20 protein-coding genes and 1 riboswitch are annotated in these 24,149 nt (G+C 49.9%); of the genes, 6 read left to right on the forward strand and 14 right to left on the reverse strand.

The window, feature by feature from the left end; all coding sequences use genetic code 11:
- Positions 1-601: 601 nt before the first annotated feature.
- The 7 genes from HNR77_RS23235 to HNR77_RS23265 all read right to left on the reverse strand — a co-directional run bounded on the left by HNR77_RS23235 (position 602) and on the right by HNR77_RS23265 (position 7,293).
- Positions 602-1,927, reverse strand: a complete 1,326-nt coding sequence (locus HNR77_RS23235) for an SGNH/GDSL hydrolase family protein (RefSeq protein WP_184189673.1) — start codon at positions 1,925-1,927, stop codon at positions 602-604.
- Between the two features lie 208 nt (positions 1,928-2,135).
- Positions 2,136-2,402 (reverse strand): hypothetical protein, encoded by a 267-nt coding sequence (locus tag HNR77_RS23240; RefSeq protein ID WP_184189675.1) that lies wholly within the window; start codon positions 2,400-2,402, stop codon positions 2,136-2,138.
- 23 nt (positions 2,403-2,425) lie between these two features.
- On the reverse strand, positions 2,426-3,289 hold the full coding sequence (locus HNR77_RS23245; protein ID WP_221443974.1) for an inositol monophosphatase family protein: 864 nt from the start codon (positions 3,287-3,289) through the stop codon (positions 2,426-2,428).
- Positions 3,290-3,397: 108 nt separating this feature from the next.
- Complete coding sequence (uvsE, locus tag HNR77_RS23250) at positions 3,398-4,399, reverse strand: UV DNA damage repair endonuclease UvsE (protein WP_184189677.1); 1,002 nt, start codon at positions 4,397-4,399, stop codon at positions 3,398-3,400.
- 273 nt (positions 4,400-4,672) lie between these two features.
- Positions 4,673-4,996: a hypothetical protein gene (locus HNR77_RS23255; protein ID WP_110899160.1), complete on the reverse strand. Its 324-nt coding sequence runs from the start codon at positions 4,994-4,996 to the stop codon at positions 4,673-4,675.
- A gap of 59 nt (positions 4,997-5,055) precedes the next feature.
- Complete coding sequence (locus HNR77_RS23260) at positions 5,056-6,156, reverse strand: D-alanine--D-alanine ligase (RefSeq protein ID WP_184189679.1); 1,101 nt, start codon at positions 6,154-6,156, stop codon at positions 5,056-5,058.
- 138 nt (positions 6,157-6,294) lie between these two features.
- Positions 6,295-7,293, reverse strand: coding sequence for an amidase domain-containing protein (locus HNR77_RS23265; RefSeq protein WP_397367423.1), 999 nt, complete (start codon positions 7,291-7,293; stop codon positions 6,295-6,297).
- Between the two features lie 495 nt (positions 7,294-7,788).
- Here HNR77_RS23265 and acnA point away from each other — a divergent pair, with 495 nt between their 5' ends.
- Complete coding sequence (acnA, locus tag HNR77_RS23270; RefSeq protein ID WP_184189681.1) at positions 7,789-10,503, forward strand: aconitate hydratase AcnA; 2,715 nt, start codon at positions 7,789-7,791, stop codon at positions 10,501-10,503.
- Here the strand turns inward: acnA and HNR77_RS23275 are convergent.
- The 5 genes from HNR77_RS23275 to HNR77_RS23295 all read right to left on the reverse strand — a co-directional run bounded on the left by HNR77_RS23275 (position 10,500) and on the right by HNR77_RS23295 (position 15,094).
- Entirely contained in the window at positions 10,500-10,760 is a 261-nt protein-coding gene (locus tag HNR77_RS23275) for a hypothetical protein (protein ID WP_184189683.1), read from the reverse strand. The two genes, acnA and HNR77_RS23275, sit on opposite strands and share 4 nt — an antisense overlap.
- A 691-nt stretch (positions 10,761-11,451) precedes the next feature.
- Complete coding sequence (locus tag HNR77_RS23280; RefSeq protein ID WP_184189685.1) at positions 11,452-12,054, reverse strand: VanZ family protein; 603 nt, start codon at positions 12,052-12,054, stop codon at positions 11,452-11,454.
- 298 nt (positions 12,055-12,352) lie between these two features.
- Entirely contained in the window at positions 12,353-13,216 is an 864-nt protein-coding gene (locus HNR77_RS23285; RefSeq protein ID WP_184189687.1) for a M15 family metallopeptidase, read from the reverse strand.
- Between the two features lie 80 nt (positions 13,217-13,296).
- Positions 13,297-14,403, reverse strand: a complete 1,107-nt coding sequence (locus HNR77_RS23290; protein ID WP_184189689.1) for a HAMP domain-containing sensor histidine kinase — start codon at positions 14,401-14,403, stop codon at positions 13,297-13,299.
- Positions 14,396-15,094 carry a response regulator transcription factor gene (locus HNR77_RS23295; protein WP_184189691.1) on the reverse strand — a complete coding sequence of 233 codons (699 nt, stop codon included), beginning with the start codon at positions 15,092-15,094 and terminating at the stop codon, positions 14,396-14,398. The genes HNR77_RS23290 and HNR77_RS23295 overlap by 8 nt, the downstream gene beginning before the upstream one ends.
- Positions 15,095-15,399: 305 nt before the next feature.
- Here HNR77_RS23295 and HNR77_RS23300 point away from each other — a divergent pair, with 305 nt between their 5' ends.
- From HNR77_RS23300 to HNR77_RS23320, 5 genes are all read left to right on the forward strand, one after another.
- Entirely contained in the window at positions 15,400-16,350 is a 951-nt protein-coding gene (locus tag HNR77_RS23300; RefSeq protein ID WP_184189693.1) for a helix-turn-helix transcriptional regulator, read from the forward strand.
- An 81-nt stretch (positions 16,351-16,431) separates the two neighbouring features.
- Positions 16,432-17,259, forward strand: coding sequence for a zinc ribbon domain-containing protein (locus HNR77_RS23305; RefSeq protein ID WP_184189696.1), 828 nt, complete (start codon positions 16,432-16,434; stop codon positions 17,257-17,259).
- 554 nt (positions 17,260-17,813) lie between these two features.
- On the forward strand, positions 17,814-17,981 hold the full coding sequence (locus HNR77_RS23310) for a hypothetical protein (protein ID WP_161557043.1): 168 nt from the start codon (positions 17,814-17,816) through the stop codon (positions 17,979-17,981).
- Positions 17,982-18,116: 135 nt separating this feature from the next.
- Positions 18,117-18,791: an aspartate/glutamate racemase family protein gene (locus HNR77_RS23315; RefSeq protein WP_184189698.1), complete on the forward strand. Its 675-nt coding sequence runs from the start codon at positions 18,117-18,119 to the stop codon at positions 18,789-18,791.
- Between the two features lie 590 nt (positions 18,792-19,381).
- Positions 19,382-19,828, forward strand: coding sequence for a hypothetical protein (locus tag HNR77_RS23320; RefSeq protein WP_184189699.1), 447 nt, complete (start codon positions 19,382-19,384; stop codon positions 19,826-19,828).
- A gap of 703 nt (positions 19,829-20,531) precedes the next feature.
- Here HNR77_RS23320 and thiC read toward each other — a convergent pair.
- Positions 20,532-22,355 carry a phosphomethylpyrimidine synthase ThiC gene (gene thiC / locus HNR77_RS23325; protein ID WP_260410822.1) on the reverse strand — a complete coding sequence of 608 codons (1,824 nt, stop codon included), beginning with the start codon at positions 22,353-22,355 and terminating at the stop codon, positions 20,532-20,534.
- Between the two features lie 451 nt (positions 22,356-22,806).
- A riboswitch (TPP riboswitch) is annotated at positions 22,807-22,920 on the reverse strand.
- Between the two features lie 225 nt (positions 22,921-23,145).
- On the reverse strand, positions 23,146-23,889 hold the full coding sequence (locus tag HNR77_RS23330; RefSeq protein ID WP_184189701.1) for an IclR family transcriptional regulator: 744 nt from the start codon (positions 23,887-23,889) through the stop codon (positions 23,146-23,148).
- Positions 23,890-24,149 lie beyond the last annotated feature (260 nt).

Below are 24,149 nucleotides of genomic sequence, written 5' to 3' on the forward strand. Positions count from 1 at the left end.
TCGGCTAAGTCTCCGAGTGTCTTGGTCTGTTCTTGGATGAATTTTACCGTTTGTTTCTTAAATTCTTCATTATACCGTTGCCGTTGTTCTCCCATCTGGACACACCTCCGTTAGTCTTATTATCCTTCTGTCCGTTAACGGGTGTCCACTTTTTATTCTAGCTCCATACGATTCGTTAGAATTTCAAAAAGCCCATTTGGAGCGGAATAAGGCTTCTGGGAATCGTTAGCGACAGCCACCGCATTGAACTCCTATTGGGATGCTATTGAGCTCCTATCTAGCTTCTATTGAGCTTCTATCGAGCTTCTATGGATCTTTCACCGCGCAATCACCATTCGTGTATGAAGCCTACCGATGACCACATTACGGCTACAACAAAAAAGTGACGAGGCAGGAGCACTTCCTGCTTCGTCACTTGGATAACACTTTCGGTGAAAGAGTCCCCTTTCGCGGCTTCGTCCTATACCTCTCCGCTCACAAGGACACCCTGCTCATTTACAGTACATTCACCTTACATTTACTATGCATCCACGGTCCATTTTCCTGCTCTTAGTTATACATTTCAAGCAATGCTCTCGGGGGCACTGCTTAAAGTAACTTGTTACGGATTCACAAATACCGTTTTGAGCTTTGCCACATACTGCACCTCAAAGCCCAGGCCCTCGGCGACCATTGCTACGGGCACATAGGTTTTGGATTCTTTGCCTACTTTGTTCAGGAAGGCTGGTGTATCCACTGCAACAGATGCTCCGTTCACGATCACGGACTTGGCGCCCATCTTCACAGCTACCTTGCGGTCACCGTAGGTAATGGTTGCTGTAGACGTTTTGTTATCCCACACTGTTTTCGCACCTACCGCGTTTACAATGTCTTGAATAGCTACGAAGTTTTTGCCGTTACGAATAATCGGCTTGTATGGAGTGTTCAGCATTTTACCGCTCACAATAATGTTCATCGGTTCCCCTGCGGCTGGCGCAGTCAGTTTGGTGTAGTCGCCCCAGATCGTTTTGGCAAAGACTTCAGCGATAGCAGCATATCCGAATTGATTCGGATGAAAATCACGGTCTTTGATCATATGTGTCATCGTACCTTCACCGCCAACAAATTCTTTGGCTACATGAGCCACTTTCACATCTGCGCCCTGAGCTGTGAACTGAGCGGCAATGCCGTCAATCGTTTGTGTGAAGCCCTGGGAAGCCTGCATCAGCTTGGCGTACAGCTCTTTACCTGCTACCGCCGGCATCGGCTGATATTGGTCAGCAATAACAATCCGGGCAGATGGATTAATGGCATGAATATCATTAATGATAGCAGTCACATTCGTTGTATACGTTGACAGCAATTCTTTCACTTTTTCCTGCAGCTCCTGATCGCTCATGGTGTTCGCTGTACCAAGCAGCTCGGATACGTCATTGCCGCCAATCGTCATCGCAACGAGATTGGCCTGTGCAATGCTTTCCCGGATGGCAGTCGTGTTTGTACCAATCTGTCCGGCTCTCGGATCGGGCAGGTTAGGCTGAATTTCATCAGCAGTAAGCGTTCTGCCTGCGTTAATAGCATCCGTAAAGTTTTTCAACCCACTGGTTTTAAGTCCGGCGATGCCGAAGTTATCGACCTGTGTCCGCCCGTGCAGCAAACCTTGTTCCTGCAAACGCTCAACATAACCGTACGGCAGCGTTGTCATCTTAGGCTCATATCCTACAGTAATGGAGTCACCCAATGTGACAATGCGGAACTCTTTCGTCGCAGCCACCGCATCTTTATTTGGTGCTGTCTTCGATGGTTCGTTTGATGCCACAGGTAATACAGCCGTTTCAGCATCAGCAGCATGTGCAGGCAATGCGGACGATGTGAACAGCAGCATGCCCGCCAGCATACTGGCAGACAGACCTGCAGCTGTGTTTTTCCAAATCCGTTTACGCTTCATTCTTGTGAACACTCCCTTAAAAATAAATCTATCATTTACACGATAATATAGTACATCCATCACTCCGATGACATATGCCTGTGTTCCTCTATTCTATCACCTTGATTACGGCCCTGTCTTCTTTCCACTATGCATGCACCAAAAAACAGACTCCCCTTTGCCGGGAAGCCTGTCTTTGATCAAAGATACTTCATGTAAGAGAGCATATTTACTGCGATTGGTCATCTGCCTCTGACTCTGCTTTCTGCTTGGCAGCACGGTCCAGATACCGATCATAACGGTTATCCAGTTCACGAGCCATCGTACGGAACTTTAACGTTTCTTCAACAATCGGGTCCCGCTCTGTCTGAATGCGTACCTCGTATTTCGGAGGAATCAGCTGACGTTCCCGCTCTTCAGCATCGCCGGAAGCTTCCATGTCTCCTTCTGTCAGCATATCGCTAAGCCGCCGTTCCAGTTCTTTGGATTCATCCATCGTTATTCGCTCCTTTGATCATTTTACTCCAGTCCGGTAGCCTTGGCTTCCTTCAGCACACCCGTCAACGCATCATGAACCTTGCCATTGCTGGCAACGATATGGTTCACCGCCAGTGTATACGGTGTTCCAACAGTATCCGTAACCTTACCACCGGATTCCGACACCAGCAATGCTCCCGCAGCAATATCCCACGGCTTGAGGCCAACTTCCGTATAGGCACTCAGGCGTCCTGCGGCCACATAAGCCAGATGAATTGCAGCGGAGCCCCCTGCACGCAGATTGCGAACCTGCGGAGCCAGAGCCTGTACAGCAGCCATATTAAGCGGCAACGCAAAGGTGGTATCTGCCGGAAAGCCTACCGCCACGAGGCTCTGTGCCAGTGTTTCTTCGCCCGATACCGTCATCCGGTTCCCGTGCACGTACGCTCCTTTTCCTTTTTCCGCAACAAATAATTCATCACGGGAAGGGTCATAGATGACACCAACAATGACTTCGCCCTTATGAGCGAGCGCAATGGATACCGAATAGAATGGGAATCCGTGCACAAAGTTGGTCGTGCCATCTACCGGATCAACAATCCAGAGGTACTCTGCCTCTGCTGCTTCGTTCAGTGCTCTTGCTGAAGCTTCAGGCCCTGGTTCAACGCCCTCTTCCCCAAGAATCGTGTGCTCTGGAAAATGGGTCAGAATCAAGCGGCGGATCATCTGCTCTGCCCCTTTATCCACTTCGGTCACCAGATCCTGCGGAGAATACTTGGTTCCCAGCTCACTTACCGTGCCCAGACGGCTCTTGATCCATTCGCCTGCCTTGGACGCGGCATTAATAGCAACGGCAGTATAGCTTTTGCTTGTCACGACATAAGGTACCTTTTCCTTTTCATTCAAAGCGTTCACTCTACTTTCTATATCAATCTACGAAAAAGTTAAAATACTTGTTAAAAGTATACGCCTGAGCCATCGTAAAGTTTCTTGCTGCCCAGGCCCCTTTTGGCTTCATGGCTGGATGCGAACGGTAGACTCGTCCACCCACTCCACACCTTCATTCTGATAGAATGCCAGCTTCTGCATCAACTGCACCAGAGCTTCATCCTTGCGTTTCGCCTCAATCATCACATCAAGGGCTGGAGTATACGCTGCGATATGACGGAGAAAATCAAGCACTGGCTCCACCTCGACTCCATCCGCATGACCCCGCGGGTCCTTCTCGCTCTTCGGGCTGGAGACATGAATTTTCGGGGCTAACGGCTGGTCAGCAGGTGCGTCGGCCTGTGCAAGCGGTGATTGCCAGGTACGCAAAATATCGGGCCACAGCTCCCATGGCTGCTCGCCTTCGTTATTCACCCACTGGTGGTGAATATCCAGCACCATCGGCAAGCCGAGGTTCTGGCATACGGCCAGCGTCTCGGGTGCATTAAACGTTTTATCATCGTTCTCCAGTGTCATCCGTTCCTGAATATTCCGGTCCAGCTTCATAAAATTTTCTTCAAAACGCTGCGCAGCCGAAGGCTTGTCTCCGTACGCACCGCCAATATGGATGTTGTTCTTCGCAGTTGCATTCAAGCCCATAGCATCCAGCATGCGAACGTGATGACGCAGGTCCTTAATCGAATTACGCAGCACCTGCTCACGGGGTGTGCTTAGCACGGTAAAATGATCCGGGTGAAAGGACACGCGCATTTGATTTTCCTTCACAAAGTCACCAATCGCTTCAAAATCCGGCTTCAGTGCCGGGAACGGGTCCCAATCACTCAGGTCCTCATGAGTTGCGAGTGGAATTAATTTGGACGAGAAACGATATACATGAATATGACTGCCTTTATTGTGCCTGAGCAAACGTAACGTATTATGCAGGTTCTCGGCCGCAATGCGCTCCAGCTTGCGAATCGCTGCTTCCCTGTCTCCGATTTTGTTAAAGCTGGCCATCGTCATCGTCCGGGAAGGCGAAGCATTCTCCACCAGCACCGACATTGCCACGTAACCGAAACGTACAAGCATGGATTTCTTCCTCTCTGTTTAGAGCGGACAGACCTCACGGCTATAGACAGCCGCGGAGATAAGCCGACACGGTATATAACCAAGTTTTACCCTAAACAAGAGACCATAATCGTATGGTTGCAAATCCATCCAGTCGTTCTGTTTGAGTGACTACGTTCATATAGACGGGCTATGTTCGATAGATGAGCTGTGTTCCCTGGGTTTAACGTTCTCCTGGAGATGGCTCTATTGGCAGCACCGCTCGGTGCGTCCTGTGATCAGACTACGATCAGTCTACTCCTGAGCTTGCTCCCCGAAAAACATTTCGTCCGCAAGTGCGGTCTGGATACGTGATTCTTCCTCGGTCAGCTTGCGAATGAGCTGCATCTCCACTTCCGTCACTTCCTGGTTCTGAAAATTGATCTCCGCAATGGAAGCCACAATCTTCACAATCGCCACCGCTACGTTATCCGGGGTGTATGCAATGACTTTCTGCCCGGTTGGAAACACCCGGAAGCCTTGTTTGACCATTTTGCCGCGGCCGTATTCCAGCAGTTCGAAGAGCTCTTGCTCGCTTTTGAATTTGCATACTGAATTAAACTCTGTCTGAAATCCCATGCCCATTCCTCCTGATATGCTGATATTGGACTCTTGCCTGAATAGTTGGATCGTGCAGGCTATGCCTGAACGCCGTTCTCGTAATTCAGCGCCTGCTTGCGGTTATACCGCTCCAGACCCAGCTCGATCATGCGATCCAGCAGTTCTGCATACGACACACCTGTCTCGCGCCACAAGAGCGGGTACATACTGTACGGTGTAAAGCCCGGCATCGTATTCACTTCATTGATTAGCAGTGCTCCATCCGATTTGCGAATGAAGAAATCCGCGCGGGAAATGCCGTTACCCTCGATGGCACGGAACGCCTGCAAGGCCGCTTCACGAATACGATCTGCTGCTTCAGGGTCCAGCGGTGCAGGAATCAGCATCTGTGACTGTCCGTCAATATACTTGGCTGCATAGTCGTAATACTCACCCGAGGATACAATCTCGCCCGGAACCGATGCCATCGGTTCATCATTCCCGAGAACGCTGACCTCAACCTCGCGTGCTTCCACAAATTCCTCAATGACAACTTTGGTATCATACCGGAGTGCAAACTCGATCGCTGTTTTCAGTTCATCGCGGTTACGCGCTTTGGAAATGCCCACACTGGAGCCAAGGTTGGCCGGTTTGATAAAGCATGGATAACCCAGCTGATCCTCGACCTGTACGATCATTTCATGTTCAGTCTGCTTCCATTGTGTGACATTGAAATACGTGAAGGCACACTGGTCAATACCAGCCTGGGCGAACAGCTTTTTCATGACCACTTTGTCCATGCCGCCTGCCGAAGCCAGCACGCCTGCACCCACATACGGCATATCCGCCATCTCAAACATGCCCTGGATCGTGCCGTCTTCACCAAACGTGCCGTGCAGCAGCGGGAACATGATGTCCAGCGCTTCCGCTCCACCGTATAAACGTGCGAATAATGCATTCAGCGCGTCCTGTGTGCCCCCTGCCGAGCTTTCCAGCTTCAGATCTTCAATGCGTGCAAAGGGTGCTTGCATTACTGTTCCTTTTTTCCACGTTCCCTGCTTGGAGATATAAAATGGAACCAGTTCATACTTGTCATAATCAAATGCATTTGTTACAGCAAACGCCGTTTGCAGCGACACCTCATGTTCGCCCGATTTTCCGCCATATACGACGCCTACTTTTAATTTATCCATACTCATGCGTAACCTCCGATTATATCTGTACCTGATGCTGTTTGCGCAGCCAATACGGGCCATTGCCCTGCTGCTTCCGGTCTCTGTTCCTATTTTACACGGAATGGGCTGTCTGCGTCACCGCAACCCGCAAATCTTTCCCTCTCAGAACTCGTCTGCAATATGAAAAAGCCGATACACCGTACGTTCTGTCCAGGCATAAGAATCCCGGTAATCCCAAAAACGGTGGCGACTGCTCACGGTATGTGCGTTCACCAGCGGCATGCCTCCCGCATCAAAAGCGGTAACCACTGTGCTGTGCTGAAATCTCCCGTCGCCATCCCAGTCATAGAAAATGACATCACCGAGCATCAGCTGCTCGGGTCGATTCACTTCGGTCGCTGTCAGCCCCCAGCTGCTGCCGGATAAATATCTGGCCAGACTGTTGGACACAGCCCAGCTGTAGCTCCACATTTCCGAGCCGCCCACGTACCCTTTATACCACCAGCCCGCTTCTCTTCTACCAGTATAGTGGATGGGTGCTTCCCCTGCAAAGAGACACTGGGACACATAATTCGTGCAGTCCACGTCGAATTCCTCAAAGGCCGGATTGCCCGCGTTCCACCACCGATCCGCATAAGCTACAGCCAGATCCCGGCGATAGATCTGTCGTCTCGCACTTCGGCCCTGACCCAGCACCTCGCGGTTCAGGAGCGGACGGTTCACCGCCTGTACAAAATCGGCCTGCTGGTACGGCTGCCCTTCCCCCGCAGGTCTGCGTTCAGGAACCTCACGCTCCACACGGGCAATGCTCCATTGTCCATTTTCACGCAAAAAGGTTAACCGCTCCCGCTCGATTCGATCCTCGCGGTGAGTGATGCCGCTCTTCTCATAGAACAGTCTGCTGTACAGCTGCACCTCCGCTACCGCTTCGTCAGGCCCATCGATCAGTGTGCGCACAAGCTTGGCGCTGGTCTCGCTGCGAAGTGGCACGGCGCGCCGTTTGCGATACCATTCATCCAGCCTTGCCATGCGTTCCCCCCGTTCGACCACAAATTCGGGATCGGTCACGATTCGTTCACTCGTCTGTGGACGGTAATCGATCTCACAGCGGTTGTACTGGCTGACGTACGTATACAAGGCACTCTTCCATTCGCGTTCCAAGCTTGTGTCCCCCTTTGACATGAGTTCAGATCTGGATCGTCCATAGCCTACGCCATTTTGAATCATCGCGCGCATATAATGTTCGAATCGCTTATCAAATGTAATCTTTTAAATCGTTTATCGCTTGAAATGTTTTGAACTGTTTAAAGCATAATGGTATAAGCTAATCTCCTGCTATTTATATGAAGGGAATGTTGGTTGTATGTGCACGTCTCGAATGAAGCATCTGAATAAGCTGTCAGGAATGATCGAAATCAGGCTTGTTCATACCTGTCTGGAGAAAACGCCTTCATGTGTTGAAACGCTTGCTTGAACAGGCAAAAAGCCCTTTACGTACGGATGTGAAAACGGTATACTTAGAACTAAAGTTATGATTTTGAAATTATGTTTCACCTGATGAAACCATTAACAAGAACACGGAACGGTGAAGCCTGTTCTTCATTATGAAATGAACGCTTTCTTCATCTCACCGACACATTTTAAGGAGGTACATGTATGTCAGCCAAGAACCATTTCTCCGCCGCTCGTTCGCTTGAGGTCGGAGGCAAGTCTTACCGCTACTACAGTCTCGATGCTCTTCAGGAAGGCGGCCATGGCGACCTTTCCAAGCTTCCCTTCTCGATTAAAGTGCTGCTTGAAGCAGCTATTCGTCAATTCGACGGACGTGCCATTACCGAAGAACACGTTAAACAACTGACCGGCTGGGCAGAAGGCCGTGACAATAATAAGGAAATTCCGTTCATCCCTGCGCGGATCGTACTGCAGGATTTCACGGGTGTCCCTGTCGTTGTTGACCTTGCAGCAATGCGCGACACCGTGAAAAAAGCCGGCGGCGATCCGAAACAGATCAATCCGCTCGTTCCGGTTGATCTCGTTATTGACCACTCCGTTATGGTTGATGCTTTCGGAACCAGTGATGCACTGGATTACAACATCAAGGTGGAGTTCGAGCGTAACGAAGAGCGTTACCGCTTCCTGCGCTGGGCACAAACGGCATTCAACAACTTCCGTGCGGTTCCGCCATCCACAGGGATCGTTCACCAGGTTAACCTGGAGTATCTCGCTTCCGTGGCTGCAACCAAAACGATTGACGGTGAAACAGTTGTATTCCCGGATTCCCTCGTAGGTACGGACTCCCACACTACCATGATCAACGGTCTTGGCGTTGTTGGCTGGGGTGTAGGTGGTATCGAGGCCGAAGCAGGTATGCTGGGCCAACCGCTTTATTTTGTAACACCGGACGTTATCGGTTTCAAACTGACAGGCAGCCTGAGCGAAGGCGCCACAGCAACAGACCTCGCGCTGACTGTTACACAAATGCTTCGTAAAAAAGGCGTTGTCGGCAAATTCGTTGAGTTCTACGGACCGGGCCTTGCCAACATCGGCCTTGCTGACCGTGCAACAGTTGCCAATATGGCACCTGAATACGGCGCAACCATCGGTTTCTTCCCTGTAGACAGTGAAACGTTGAACTACCTGCGCAGCACTGGCCGTTCCGACGAGCAAGTGGACCTGGTTGAAGCATATTACAAAGCTCAAGGTATGTTCCGTACAGCGGACACGGTTGATCCGGAATTCACGGATGTTATCGAGCTTGATCTCGGCTCCGTTGTACCAAGCCTTGCAGGACCTAAACGTCCACAAGACCGCATCGAGCTGACTCAGATGAAAGAAAGCTTCAACAGCATCATCCGTACACCTGTCGACAAAGGCGGATATGGACTGAGTGATGAAAAGATTGAACAAAAAGTGCCAGTGACACACCCTGACGGTTCCACAAGTGAACTGAAAGCGGGCGCTGTTGTAATCGCGGCGATCACAAGCTGTACGAATACATCCAACCCGAGCGTTATGGTCGGTGCAGGTTTGCTGGCGAAAAAAGCCGTTGAACTCGGCCTGACCAAACCAGGATATGTGAAAAGCAGCTTGACTCCAGGTTCCCTCGTTGTTACCGAGTATCTGGAAAAAGCAGGTTTGATCCCGTATCTTGACCAACTCGGCTTCAATGTTGCCGGTTACGGCTGTGCGACTTGTATCGGTAACTCCGGCCCGCTGCCGGATGAAGTTAGCGAGGCGATTGCTGCCAACGATATGACGGTAGCGGCAGTATTGTCCGGTAACCGTAACTTCGAAGGCCGTGTACACGCTCAAGTCAAAGCCAACTACCTGGCATCTCCGCCACTCGTTGTTGCTTACGCACTTGCAGGTACAGTTGATATCGACTTCGAAACCGATCCAATCGGTCACGACCAAAATAATAAACCTGTATTCCTGAAAGACATCTGGCCTAGCTCCGAAGAGATCAAGGATGCCATCGCAAGCTCCCTGAATGCTCAGATGTTCCGTAATAAATATGAGAATGTATTTACAGCCAATGAACGTTGGAACAAAATCGCTGTACCGGAAGGCGAGCTGTATGAGTGGGACCCGAACTCCACATACATCCAGAACCCGCCATTCTTCCAGGAGCTTGGCGACAAGCTGAACGATATCTCCGATATCCGTGCTGCACGTGTAATGGCATTGCTGGGTGACTCCGTAACAACGGACCACATCTCACCAGCAGGTAACATTGCTCCGTCCAGTCCGGCTGGAGTATACCTGAAAGAGCATGGCGTTGAGCGCAAAGACTTCAACTCCTACGGTTCACGCCGTGGTAACCATGAAGTGATGATGCGTGGTACGTTCGCCAACATCCGTATTCGTAACCAGGTAGCGCCAGGCACGGAAGGCGGTATTACGAAATACTTGCCAACGGACGAAGAGATGTCCATCTACGATGCTTCCATGAAGTATCAGGCTGAAGGACAGAACCTGATCGTTATCGCAGGTAAAGAATATGGTACAGGAAGCTCCCGTGACTGGGCGGCAAAAGGAACGTTCCTGCTCGGCGTCAAAGCCGTTATCGCAGAAAGCTTCGAGCGGATTCACCGCAGTAACCTGGTGGGCATGGGCGTTATGCCATTGCAATTCCAGGAAGGTCATGGCTGGTCCAGCCTCGGTCTGAACGGACGCGAGACTTTTGACATCACAGGTCTGAGCAATGATGTGAAACCAGGTCAAGAGCTGAAAGTCACTGTAACCCGTGAAGACGGTACACAGTTTGACTTCCCTGTAATCGCTCGTCTGGACAGCATGGTGGACGTAGATTACTACCACAACGGTGGTATCCTGCAAACCGTACTGCGTCAGATGATGAAAAAAGCTTAATACACTTTATCTTTCATGAGATAAAATGACATAGCAAAGCCCCGCTTCAGGTGCAGCATGCACGAGGAAGCGGGGCTTTTAATTTTGAGTTTGTGTGTTACCAATAATTCATCGCGCGTGAAGCTGCGAATCATCGCAGATTTTTTCTTTTCCAACTCCAGTATGGCCTGTTCATCTTCATGCTTATGTTTTGCGTCTACGATGTTACTTTCAATAGCGATGAGTCTCATTCTTCCGGCAAGCTGGTTAGCTAACAAAACCAATATGTAAATCCCCCCTTTCTCTTCTAATGAACAAACGGATAACTCGTATTCATTAGCTGATGGTGCAGGCAATATTCTAACGATTCCCAGAAGCCTTATTTAGCCTCAAATGGGCTTTTTGAAATTCTAACGATTCGTGGTAACGCTATTTAAACAAATTAGCCCAATTCCACCCTGTTTGAGCCGGATTTTGGTCAAATAACGTCGCTGTGATTCGTTAGAATTTATAAACCGGCAAAACCAGCCAAATAAGCTCTCTCCGAATCGTTAACAGACGGATCACGCACGGGTGTGCATCAAGCACGGGCACTCACCATACGTCCACCACGCCGCATCAAGCACTGGCACTTAACACACATCCACCATGTCACATCTAGCACTGGCACTCATCACACATCCACCATGTCGCATCAAGCACAGGCACTCATCACACATCCACCACGTCGAATTAGCGCCTCTACCACGTCGCATCAAGTCCATCACGAACATAACCTGTAAAACCCACCTGCATGATCAGATTTCCGTTGCTGTTCCGCTGCACCTCTCCGTTTGTTCTGCAATTCCTGCTCTGCTGCTACGCTGGTCTAATACACTTGTCGGCACGTCCTCTATGGACCTACGAGCAACATCAGTCCCCCGAGCTTATGCACAACACAGTCATCACAAGCCAGCTGATGTCTCTCCCTCAGACATGACGCTCTTTTCCATAGCGCTTTGCTGCCACTTGTGCTCTTTCTCCCGTGAGCAGTCTGTACAAGACAAGCGGCACAGTATACACCAGATACCCGATCATTCCACCGAGTGTATTCAGCATCAGATCATCGACGTCAAAGATACCTATCCCGGTCAGCAGCTGTGTCGCTTCATAACCCAAACTGAGCAGAAATGACAGAAACAGCACGTTGAGGCCGGTAAAAACAGAGACCCGAACCATGCCCGCAACCAAGATGCCAAACGGTATAAAGGCCACAATATTGCCCGCCAGATGGATGGCTGTCCCTGGTCGATGCAGCGAGAGACTATGCCAGTCTCGTTTGATCTCCTGAAACGGTGTCAGATTGACCGTACGTGTATGAATCAGGTCGGGTTGATGCAGAAGTGCCGTCAGTCTGTCCCATACCAGACCCACATCTACCGTTCCTCCTTTGAACAAAATCAGCTTGGTCAGCAGGTAGAGATAGATCAGCAGAATGACGACCCAACCGATTCGAAACGAATTCGATGGATCCTTATGCTCCGCATTATTCCTGCGGTGTTTGTACTTGTCGCTCGGCTTGCTCTGTCTCATGCTGTCTCTCCCTCCTCCGATGACAGAGTAACCTTCCGATTGCTCTTATCCCCAGATTTTTTTGATTCCCCTTCCAAGGGGAAAATACAATGATAAGCATATGCTTCCGATGCGGCTTCTTTTGCAGCTTCTTTGCTGAAAGCTTTCAGGCAACTGACGGCATCACTGTTTCAGTTTTTTTCTGTCCTCTCCGCTTCACATTGCTCGTACTGATTACGGCCCTGCAACGGTGATGTTGTTGTAACTCCTGTTACAACCTGCGTTGTTATTGCAGGCACTTCATACTAACTTATCACGATCACTTCTTAACGGTAACAATAACGCCTTCCATGTTGTCGCCAGATATATCGTAAGGCTCATTCACTGGCAGATATACCGGGGCATCCTTCGACACCCGATAATAATGGATATGATACGTTTCGCCGTTCAGCTCAACGGTGACGTTTTTCTTTTCTTTTAACATCTCCAGATACTCTTCTAACACCATATCATTCTTCGCCATCACTGCACTGTGCGGTATGCCAACATATCTGAAATGCCAGGGCTCATACTGAATCCCCGTCACTTTCACTTTATCCTTGGGATATCGCAAAATAAAACCGTATTTCCACGCATTCTTCTCCAGCCATGCGCCTTCAGGAGCTTCACTCATCGCGGCCAGGCTGGAGCCTACGTCCAGAGACAACCCCAGATTATGCTCGCTGTAGCCCGCAGGCAGTGCGTAGTCCGAACCCTTTTCCCGATACAGCTCGTCCTGCTTCTCAAAGTCTCTGTACCCGCTGCTCATCAGAAAGTATCGTACCTCCTCTGCTCCGGCCGCTTCCACCATCTTCCGAAATCGTTCCGCCACCTCACGGGATAACATCAGTTTCTGATCCATCAATCCGTAACCTTGAACAAGCTCTGCCTCTTCAGCCACATTTACAATATCGGAGCGGACACCCTCCGGCTGAATTGCATGTTTCGAATTCACAAGCACGAGATTACCTTTATGTATTTGCTCTTTCATGTCCTTGCCCGACACTGCCTTGTAACCAGCATGCTGCTCGTCGTTGTTCAAAATGACAATCGGCATCTCCTTTTTCTCGCCTAAGACTGCCGGTGCTTGCGCTATGATATATCCAATCAGGATGATGCACATCAGAAAGCCCCACTTTTTCATTACTTGCTCCTCCTTCCCATCATACTTCAAGGGTAGACGAAACAATTTAAAGAAAACGCAGGGCAATTATAAAGTTTTTCTTAAATTTCACGAACGGTCTGCTGGAAAGCAGGCAAACGAACCTCAAATCTGGTGCGTACCACATCACTCACAACCGATATGACACCTTCATGCTGTTCCACAATGTTACGCGCAATGAATAACCCGAGACCCGTGCCCCCCTCTTGAGATGACCGCGCTCGATCCCCCGTATAATACATATCAAATATACGCGGAAGATCGTCAGGATGAATATGCCCGCCATAGTTCGTCACCTGAATAACAACCTGACCCTCTTCCAGGTATCCGTTGATGTCCACATACATGCCATCCTTGCCATGCCGCGCAGCGTTAATCAGCAGATTCTCGAACACACGGGCGAGCAGCTCTCCGTCTCCGAATACGGTAAGATCGTTCTCCATATGTAAACGGGTGACCAGATGATTTTTTTCGAAAACAGGATAGAGCTCCTCATTCAGCTGTTTCAACAGCTCGCTCAAATCCAGCCGCGTTTGATGCACAGGCAGCCTGCCGTAGTTCATACGTGTAATCTCAAACAGATCATCGATCAGCTTCTCCAGCCGCTGGGACTTCGCAAACGCAATCGCGGTAAAGTGCCTTACCTGCTCCTCCGTCAGTTGATCATCCTTCATTAGCAGATCCAGATAACCGAGCACGGAGGTCAGCGGTGTCCGCAAATCATGTGCCAGATTCACAACGAGTTGATCCTTGCTGCTCTCTGCGAAATCACCACGTTCCACCGCTTCGCGCAGTTTCTGACTCGCCAGATTCACACTCTCCGCAATCGCACCCAATTCGTCTTTGGCTACAATCTGCACCTGATGATCAAAATCTCCGTTAGCCATATGGTTAATGCCGACAGAAATCTCCTTGAAATAGGTCACGTACGGCTTGGTAAACAAGTAGAAAAATAAAATCGCAAGCGGGATAAACAGGATCATAAACACATAAATATCCCCGATGCTTCTCATGATATGACGATACTCGGCCAGCTGATCCTCTGCCCTCACACCCATATAGTACATCTGCAGCAGCTTATACACGATAAACGTTACAACGCCAGAAGCCAGCATGCTCAGACCAAGCAGCATAATCATCGTTGTGCGAAAGCTTCTCCGTTTAGTCATTGAACGTGTACCCCACGCCCCAGATCGTTTTGATAAACTTGTTCTTGTCTACGTCTTCTCCCAGCTTCCTGCGCAGTGTGCGAATATGTACCATGACGGTATTTCCGCTTTCGAAATAAGCCTCGCCCCACACCTTTTCAAAAATACTCTCTGCGCTGAACACCTGTTTCGGATTGCTTGCAAGCAGCACCAGAATATCAAATTCCTTCGGTGTTAATTCCAGCGGTTTACCGTAAAGCGTCACGCTATGCTGGTCTGGCACAATGACAAGACCACCTTTTTCGAGAATGGGGCGCTGCGCCACCGCTGTAGATTGGCTGAATTGCAGAAAACGCCGCAATTGAGAATTCACGCGTGCGACAAGCTCCATCGGATTAAACGGTTTGGTCATATAATCATCGGCACCCATCACGAGCCCCGTAATTTTATCCATATCCGAGGTTTTGGCACTCAGAAAAATGATTGGAAAATGATGCTTCTCCCGTATTTTACGTGTCAATTCATACCCGTCCATGCCCGGCATCATAATGTCCAGAACAGCCAGATCAATCGATTGTGTCTGAACTGCCTGCAGCGCAGACTGTCCGTCCGATGCCGTGACGGTATGGTATCCTTCTTTTTCCAAATGCAAAGCAACGAGATCCGCAATCTCTATTTCATCGTCCGCAATCAGAATCGTAATTCGCTTCATTGCTTATTTCACTCCTATATGGGATGCTGGGCATATAATACCTATGAATCTAACAGATAACGACCAGATAAACAATTAAAGCAAGGCTATATAAGTTAGACAAATGTTTTACACAGTCCACTCCGATGACAGAATAACCTTCCGATCGCTGTTATCCCCAGATTTTTTTGATTCCCTTCTCTAATGGGGAAAATCCGGTGATAAAGGCGAACGCTTTGCTTCTCCAGGTTTTTTCTGTCCTCTCCGTTCAAGTGTAAAAAATAGTTCAACACATATAGATCCATAAAGGAAAGGACGCTATAGCTATGAAACTGGAGCGTTTGTTAGCCATCGTGGTGCTGCTCATTAACCGCGGGCGTTTGCAGGCGAAAGACCTGGCCGACATGTTTGAAGTATCCATTCGCACGATCTATCGGGACATTGACACACTGGGTCAAGCTGGCATCCCGGTCGTGACGTATCAGGGAGCAAGCGGCGGAATCGGATTGGCCGATGGTTATCGTCTGGATCGCAACCTGTTGACGGATAAAGACCTCGTGTCCATCGTCACCGCGCTGCGCAGTATCTCCACCTCGCACACGAATACTGCAAGAGAGTTACTGGTTGAGAAGCTGAGCAGTATCGTGCCCGAAGCTAAAAATGAAGATTTTCAAGCCAGCACTCACCGCTTCATCGTAGATTATTCTACATGGACACATCCCGAAGCGCTGCAGCAGAAATTAAAGGTTATTGATCAGGGCATAGATCAGCTGCAGTGTATTCGCTTTGCCTATTGCAGTGCCGAAGGAGCACAGACCTGCCGGACGGTTGAGCCTCACACCCTTGTACTGAAAAGGCACGCGTGGTACCTGTATGCCTTCTGCCATGAGCGAAATGAATTTCGCATGTTCAAGCTGGTGCGGATGAAGGAAGTCACTCTGGATGCACAGCATTTTGAACGGAAGGCCGTTAACCTTCAGGATAGACCTTGGCAGCAGGAATGGAGCCGCCCGGACAATCAGATCGGCATAACGCTGAAATTCCATTCCCGTGTCCGGCATCTGGCCGAAGAATGGTTTGGCATTGAAAATGTGCTGCCTGACGGGAACGGGTATTATATCAGTGAGGTTGCTTTCCCGGAAGATAACTGGCTGTATGGCTTTATTCTAGGCTTTGGCGCAGACGTGGAGGTGCTGGAGCCTCTGCATATTCGGGATAACGTCTGCCGCATTGCAGAGCAAATTGTGCAAAATTATAAACTCTCTGTACAAACCTGACAGACAGCTGTCCAGTTCCTCCCCGTATACTTCAACTATGATCAGATTGAAGCTGTACCTAAACCCAAGGAGGAATGAAGGATGAACGTTACCGTATGTCAAAGCTGTGGAATGCCGCTCGCCAGTGCCGAACAATTCGGTACGGAGATGGATGGAAGCCCAACCCGTGAATACTGCATTTATTGTTACAAGGATGGCAAGTTTGAGCAGGAAGATATGCCACTCGAAGGCATGGTTGAGATGTGCACCACCATTCTCAAGCAGGAAGGCATGGATGAGGAATCGGCCCGCTCGATGCTGCGCAATCAGCTGCCTTATCTGAAACGCTGGCAGAAGACAGGAAATCTTCCAAGCACGGCGGAGGGGAGCGTTACTCACGGATATTCAGCCAATCTTGGCAACCCCGCACTGACAGAAGAGGCCGCTCTGTCTATCGCGCAGCCTGTTCGTTATGTAACCCTGCCTCGTAAAAGACTTGCCGGACTGTCGGCACGTACGACCAACGCCATTGAGATGAGCGGCGAAGGCAGCATCGGTGCGCTTTGGGCACGTTACTTTGCCTCAGAACATATTCCGGCTCCCGAGGCTGCACGTTATGGCTGTTACTCCGATTACACAGACGGTATTGCCGGCAAATATACCATTCTGGTCGGGCATGAGATCGGTGCAGAAGACTCGCTGCCCGAAGGCTTTGATGAGGTCCTGCTGCCTCCTGCGACTTATGCGGTGTTTACATCGAGAACCGGACCGATGGTTGAGGTGGTCAGTGAAGTATGGGGGGCGGTATGGGCTTGGGAACATCAAAGTGACCGCACGTTTACGGGAGATTTTGAATTATACGATGAACGCAGCCTGGACCCGGGAAATATGCAGGTGGATGTATATATCGCGGTCAAAGAACGCAGATAACACTTGGTTCAGCTTGGAGAGATCGAACAGAAACGCGGGAAACCATCAAAGCGAATAACAGAATTAAAGATGTTAAGAGAAGGAACTTCAGCTGCCAAGAGATCTTGGCAGTTTTTTTTACATTTTCCGAGCAGTGTACCCCGACCATAGTACCAAGTTAGTTAGCATATACCATACCTAGTTACTTGGACATATGCCTCAAAGGCAAGCACCATTGACTTCCTTAAAATTAGGACCATTCGCATAACAACTATTCCCCTGCTCCCATCTTTGCTCTCTCATATCAGGTTCTTTGTTCCTGAATTCTTTTAAAACCGTTTACATCCTGTGAATACCGGGTAAAATCACTACATCCGAGTCGGAATTGGTTATTCATTCCCGCTCCTTCATGTAACAAGTCATATGTACCTATACGTGCACAAGGTGAATATATTTTATTTTGAATGACACAACTCACTTTTGAAATACATATGAAATATACAACTCAACATAAACCAATGAATTAAACTAATACAATGATGCATGTCCATCATGCATGTAAAGGAGGAACCAAGATGATCCGCATGCCTATTCAGCAAATGATCCCGTATCACCACCAATATCCACGCAACACGGCGACCGCTGCTCCGAAAAAGGAAAATGAGAACACTCAAGGCCTATCCTTCCATGAAATTTTACAGCAAAAAATGGCGAAAAAGAACGTATCCATGAATATGAGATAACGCTTTACATCGGTTCCCCCACTCCCTATACTACGGTAAAAGTGACATTTCAGGCGTGGCTATGTTTACCTGTGACTCATTCATTGTGTGATCTCGACGCGCCTTATCGTCACCTCTACATAAAGGGGATGGCCTATGACCACAATTGCCTGTTTCCACGCACACCACTCCAACATCAGACTGATCGAGCAAGCACTGGCTTCTTATTCTGTTGAACTGGTTCACTATGTGGACCCGGGTCTTGATCGACTCAAGCATGATGAGAATTTCAACAGCACTATTGTTCGGGAAAAAGTAAACCAGACACTGCAATGGATGAGCCGTTGTCATGCCGATGCCATTCTTGTGACGTGCACCTTGTTTGCAGCTGTACTGGAACAAATGCAACCGTTGCCGATTCCGGTAACGGGCATTGATGATTCACTTCTCGCCATGATGAGAAGGCAGTCGAAACAATATTTGCTGGCGTTTACGAATCCTGCGACTGTTGAGCCGACAATGGCCCGGTATCGTGAACATCTGGATCCGCATGGAGCAGAAAAAGACAAGCCCGAGCTTGAATCCGTGCTGCTGCCAGGCCTGTTCGATATGGTCATGCGCGGGGATCAGGACGGCTATCTCGCGGCTTTGGAAGATGCACTACACCGGCTTGTCCTTGAACGCAAGGACACCTGCCTTGTAGCCGCCCAGCTCTCCATGGCCCCTGCCGCCGAACAGGCATCCCTGAGGGCAGGTGTGACCATCTATACACCACTATCCTCGTTGGGCCCAAGCCTGGAGCGAGATATCGGCATTACACCGAGGGTATAGGTGACTTATGTAAAACGTTGGTCACGTTGTCATGTGTCATGTGTATCACACATGTTCCCCTCGTACACACAAACATCTACGTTGCTTGACCGTTACGCCAAACAACTGGAATTAGCTAACGTTATCGGTCTATTGTCAAAAATAACTTGTTTATGGTGCATATACGGTGCTGCACATACACTAAAAAGAGCACGCAGCACCATGGGGTCTCCCTGTACTCCTAGTCAACCTACACAGCACACGGCGGCGCTCCATGCACCCATCTGTAACCTATACCGCATGACGCGCTCTATGCACTCATCAGTAACCTACACATCGCATGACGCGCTCTATGCACTCATCAGTAACCTACACAACGCATGACGCGCTCCATGCACTCATCAGTAACCTTTACACCGCATGCTGCGCTCTATGCACCACCAGTAACCTTTACACCGCATGCTGCGCTCCATGCTCTCATCAGTAACCTTTACACCGCATGCTGCGCTCCATGCACCCATAATTGACTTAACCTGTCCATTCGGTTCGTCTTTTACATGAATCACCACAGCTACATGCATGTACACTTTAAATTTTGGAGGAATGAAATCATGAAACATCTCGCTGTAGAACCTGGTCAATCCATCGGAGATATCCGGCTTGGCATGACACAGAAGGAAGTTGAACAGACAGACGCCTTCACCTTTGATCCCAAAGTGGAGTATGATGCTGCTCAAGGCAAAGCGCAATTTATTGAATTTTATGAAAGTGATGAGTTCAAGTGTATGCTGGGTGAGCTGGATCTGCTGGGCACTGAAGCCGACACTCTTATTCCGCAATTGGACAAGACCGCTCCCTATGACCGCGAGGACCCCGAGCTTGGATACAGTTACCAGTTTGATGAGATCGGCCTGATTCTATGGCGTCCAGTGCCAATGACCCGAGCGGATATGCAGGAGCCCTGGTTTCAGGAGATGCCTGCCGAAAACCAGCAGGACGAGATGAAACATCTCTGCTTCTCCACAGTAGCCGTGTATGCTAAAGGATATTATGACTAAATCGCTGGAGTTTCGGCAGGATGAACTGCTGTTGAATAGAGTTGATGGACGAGCAGATAGAGCAGCAGGTAGGTTGGATAAGTGTTTGACAGGTAGTTGACACAGGAGTAAGTGGTTGGTAGTTGATAGGTAGGAACGTAGTAAGCCAGTAGCCGAAGTAATTGGTGGGCTGTTGATCGGTGGACATGGTAGGTTAGTAGCTGAAGTAGTTGGTGGGCCGTTGATCGGTGGACATGGTAGGTTAGTAGCTGAAGTAATTGGTGGGTGCTTGATCGGTGAGGACGGAGTAGGTCAGTAAAGGTACCGCTAACGATTCCAGATGACGCTATTTGGTGCTTTTTAGCCCCGTTGGAAATGTAACGATTCCTAGAAACGCTATTTCAGGTTTTCAGGTGTATATTTCTCGTTTTGCGGCGATTTTGGGTGAAATAACGTCGCTGTGATTCGTTAGAAATTTCACAGTGGCAAAAACGGCCAAATAAGGTTTGTGGGAATCGTTAGAATTGGGAGACGAGATTTGGAACCTTACATCGGATATAAAAAGTGACCCGGAGACTCAAGCCTACAGGCCTGAGTCCGGGTCATTTTTTATTTACTGGAACTGCCTTTCATCCACTTCTACTTCCACTTCTACTTCTACTTCTACTTCTACTTCTACGATACCACTATACTGTGATACTGCGATACCACGCTACCTTCTCACCTACGAACGCGTCCGGTACTCCTCGGCTTTCGCCTGCATACCAGCGGCTACAGCCTGCTCTTCGCTCAAGCCACGGTCTGCGGCAAAGGCACGGATGTCCTGCGTGATGCGCATGCTGCAGAACTTCGGCCCGCACATGGAGCAGAAATGTGCCTCCTTCGCCCCTTCTGCGGGCAGCGTCTCGTCGTGATAGGACAGTGCCCGTTCCGGGTCGAGTGACAGGTTAAACTGATCCCGCCAGCGGAACTCGAATCGTGCCTTCGACAGCGCATCATCCCGGCGCTGGGCACGCGGGTGGCCTTTGGCCAAGTCAGCAGCATGTGCGGCTATTTTATAAGCGATAACCCCTTCACGCACATCGTCCTTGTTGGGAAGCCCGAGGTGCTCCTTAGGTGTAACGTAGCAGAGCATGGATGTACCGAACCAGCCAATCATTGCCGCTCCGATGGCAGATGTAATGTGATCGTAGCCGGGCGCAATGTCGGTGGTCAGCGGGCCGAGGGTATAGAACGGTGCTTCCTGACAGATTTCCATCTGCAAATCGACGTTTTCCTTGATCTTGTGCATCGGCACATGCCCCGGCCCTTCAATCATCACCTGCACATCATGCTTCCATGCAATCTGCGTTAATTCACCGAGTGTCGCCAGCTCCGCCATCTGTGCCTCGTCATTGGCATCGTAGATGCTGCCTGGACGCAATCCATCCCCCAGAGAGAAGGCCACGTCATACCTTTTCATAATCTCGCAGATTTCCTCAAAATGGGTGTACAAAAAGTTCTCCTGATGATGTGCCAGACACCACGCCGCCATAATCGACCCGCCCCGTGACACGATGCCTGTCATCCGCTTCGCAGTCATCGGAATATAACGCAGTAGCACGCCAGCATGAATCGTAAAATAATCCACGCCCTGCTCCGCCTGCTCGATCAGTGTATCCCGGTACAGCTCCCATGTTAGAGCCTCAGCCTCTCCGTTCACCTTCTCCAGCGCCTGATAGAGCGGCACCGTACCAATCGGCACGGGAGAATTGCGGATAATCCATTCCCGGGTTGTATGAATGTCTTTGCCTGTGGAGAGGTCCATCACCGTATCCGAGCCCCAGCGTACTGCCCAGGTCATCTTCTCTACCTCCTCCTCGATGGAGGAAGATACAGCCGAGTTGCCGATATTGGCATTGATTTTAACGTGAAAATGACGACCAATCAGCATCGGCTCACTCTCCGGGTGATTGATGTTGGAGGGCAGAATTGCTCGCCCGCTTGCCAGCTCCTGCCGCACAAATTCAGGCTCTACGCCTTCACGAATCGCGGCATATTCCATCTCTGGCGTAATGATGCCCTGCCGCGCATAATGCATCTGTGTAACGCAGCGGCCAGCCTGAGCGCGCAGCGGCTGCCCCCGGTATCCGGGGTACTCCTCCGCCCCGGCTCTTCGTCCGCCAGGCTTCAAGCCGTTATCCTCGGGTTTCACCGCCCGGCCTTCATATGCTTCTACATCACCGCGCTCCATAATCCAGTGATTCCGGAGCGCTGGCAGCCCCTTCCGAATATCCATCTGGAATTCGGGATCGGTCATCGGGCCGCTCGTATCGTAGACACGCAGCGGCTCATTATGCTCCACCCCTTGGGGAGTATTCGTGTCATGAAGGGCAATTTCACGCTCCGGTACAGCAATGTCCGGCCGTGAGCCCTGAATGTATACTTTGCGGCTGCCAGGGAAGGGCTGAACCCCTTCCACCGCTGTGGTTTTCTTTTCCACGGGATGACCATCGCGCCCCAATTCCTCTGTTCCGATCTGCTCCCTCGTCTCATTACCTGTATTCATGTCCCCTGTCTCCTCCTCTGTGATTTTTGCTCCGTGTCGTTTGCACACGAATGTGTCAGCTTTGCATGGCTCACCCACCTGTCCAGAACATCCAGAGCACAGAAGCACAGCAGGAATGACCCTGCGCACACAGCCGCATTGATCCAGGAGACACCTTATTATGTACAGGCAGCGTCGAATTCGGGTTTGGCTTCACGATGAATTCAGGTGATTTCACCGCTTTTGTTGTTCGTTGCTTGCCGTATCGTCTAACCCCTGACCTGCACAATCTGCGATCAGATCAGGGTTATCAACGAAGGCAAACGCTCAACTTACGAAGCTCCACTTGCTGCTGTATATAAAAAAGCCGGTTCCGAGGGAACCGACTCATGTCCATCACCATACACGTAAACATAGGCATCTCGCTGCAAAAACAGCATCTGCGCCAGGTTAACGTCTATAGTGTTTGTGGTCAAAAGGCCGATTACTTCCCTACGCTGGTATGATCCAGATCAGGTGCAAAGGGTCCGGAATCTCGTGCGATCCCGTCTCAGTCCGGACAATTCGGACTCCCCCAGTAACGTAAACATATTGCGGCATACACGCCGCTGTTCAACTTAAACGATGATGCTCAAGCTAGCCCCGCTGGGCCGTCCATTACAGAGTAGCTTAATCTGGTTAGAAATACAACCTTTATATTCCAGAGAATTTGTTTGTTCCGATGGAACAGGAGCAAAAGCCCGTTAGCACAAACTCTATTGGAACAAAATATTGGAGCCAATTTCACTCCAACAAAAGTACGCCAACGAATTTACGACAGCATAAGTCCCATCTGCGCTGCCGCTTCCTTCAGCACGGGTGCATACTCATGCAGTGTCTCCTGTGAGAGCCGGCTGACCGGGCCAGACACAGAAAGCGCTGCCGCAATGCTGCCCCTGCGATCCATAATCGGTACGGACACCGCAGCCGCTCCAGGCTCACGCTCTTCGTAGCTCGTAGCATACCCGCTCTCCCGGATGTCTTCCATCTGCGAAAGATACACGGCCGGGTCGATAAATACGGGCCATTCCGGGCCGTTCATCAGCTCTTCGCGGTCCTCTTCCGTGGCAAATGCCATCAGCACTTTACTGGAAGCTCCTACGGAAAGCGGCAATCTGGCCCCTACAGGCGCAACCCGGCGAATGGCCTGATCACTCTGTACCGCCTGAATCCGAATCCGCTCGCTGCCGTCTCGAAGGTAGAGACTCACCGTTTCACCCAAACGATCCCGAAGCCTCTCCATCGCAGGCAGCAGCAGAATCGCAGGATCATCACTGCGTGACATATGGGCAGACAGCTCCCAGATGCGAATGCCCAGTCGATATTTCTCCGTGGCCGTATCACGAATGACAAAGCCCTTATCCTCCAGCGTAGCCATCAAGCGATGCACTGTGCTTTTGTGCAAACCGATCTGGCTGGCAATTTCGGTGAGTCCAAGATCACTGCGCGTGGTAAAACATAGTAATATATCCAGCGCCCGTTCTACAGCCCGGACGGTTAACTTGCGGTCTTCCATGGCATGATGCCCCCCTCATGTTTCATCACATGAAACTTGGTTACATAAATTATATGAGAAACGGTCTCATCTGTAAACCGGAAAGAGTGATAAAGCTGGCGAAAACTTGAAAATAACATGCCATTTTACGCATCTCTCATGCAACTTAATCTCCTGTAAATTTCACACTATGGAAATGTTATCTATACAACTAAAGAACTATATAACAATTGCGTAACAAATGGCGCTAATCAATTGACTTTAACTATATCGGAACATAC

This window comes from Paenibacillus sp. JGP012 (assembly GCF_014203995.1).
Classification (GTDB): domain Bacteria; phylum Bacillota; class Bacilli; order Paenibacillales; family Paenibacillaceae; genus Paenibacillus; species Paenibacillus silvae.

Excerpts from the sequence above, each read along its gene's own strand:
- HNR77_RS23320 (WP_184189699.1), top strand. The coding sequence starts at position 19,382 with ATGAAACATCTCGCTGTAGAACCTGGTCAATCCATCGGAGATATCCGG.
- HNR77_RS23235 (WP_184189673.1), bottom strand. The coding sequence starts at position 1,927 with ATGAAGCGTAAACGGATTTGGAAAAACACAGCTGCAGGTCTGTCTGCC.
- HNR77_RS23255 (WP_110899160.1), bottom strand. The coding sequence starts at position 4,996 with ATGGGATTTCAGACAGAGTTTAATTCAGTATGCAAATTCAAAAGCGAG.
- uvsE (WP_184189677.1), bottom strand. The coding sequence starts at position 4,399 with ATGCTTGTACGTTTCGGTTACGTGGCAATGTCGGTGCTGGTGGAGAAT.
- HNR77_RS23310 (WP_161557043.1), top strand. The coding sequence starts at position 17,814 with ATGATCCGCATGCCTATTCAGCAAATGATCCCGTATCACCACCAATAT.
- HNR77_RS23290 (WP_184189689.1), bottom strand. The coding sequence starts at position 14,403 with ATGACTAAACGGAGAAGCTTTCGCACAACGATGATTATGCTGCTTGGT.
- acnA (WP_184189681.1), top strand. The coding sequence starts at position 7,789 with ATGTCAGCCAAGAACCATTTCTCCGCCGCTCGTTCGCTTGAGGTCGGA.
- HNR77_RS23280 (WP_184189685.1), bottom strand. The coding sequence starts at position 12,054 with ATGAGACAGAGCAAGCCGAGCGACAAGTACAAACACCGCAGGAATAAT.
- HNR77_RS23330 (WP_184189701.1), bottom strand. The coding sequence starts at position 23,889 with ATGGAAGACCGCAAGTTAACCGTCCGGGCTGTAGAACGGGCGCTGGAT.
- HNR77_RS23295 (WP_184189691.1), bottom strand. The coding sequence starts at position 15,094 with ATGAAGCGAATTACGATTCTGATTGCGGACGATGAAATAGAGATTGCG.
- HNR77_RS23300 (WP_184189693.1), top strand. The coding sequence starts at position 15,400 with ATGAAACTGGAGCGTTTGTTAGCCATCGTGGTGCTGCTCATTAACCGC.
- HNR77_RS23315 (WP_184189698.1), top strand. The coding sequence starts at position 18,117 with ATGACCACAATTGCCTGTTTCCACGCACACCACTCCAACATCAGACTG.
- HNR77_RS23285 (WP_184189687.1), bottom strand. The coding sequence starts at position 13,216 with ATGAAAAAGTGGGGCTTTCTGATGTGCATCATCCTGATTGGATATATC.
- HNR77_RS23305 (WP_184189696.1), top strand. The coding sequence starts at position 16,432 with ATGAACGTTACCGTATGTCAAAGCTGTGGAATGCCGCTCGCCAGTGCC.
- HNR77_RS23240 (WP_184189675.1), bottom strand. The coding sequence starts at position 2,402 with ATGGATGAATCCAAAGAACTGGAACGGCGGCTTAGCGATATGCTGACA.
- HNR77_RS23260 (WP_184189679.1), bottom strand. The coding sequence starts at position 6,156 with ATGAGTATGGATAAATTAAAAGTAGGCGTCGTATATGGCGGAAAATCG.
- thiC (WP_260410822.1), bottom strand. The coding sequence starts at position 22,355 with ATGAATACAGGTAATGAGACGAGGGAGCAGATCGGAACAGAGGAATTG.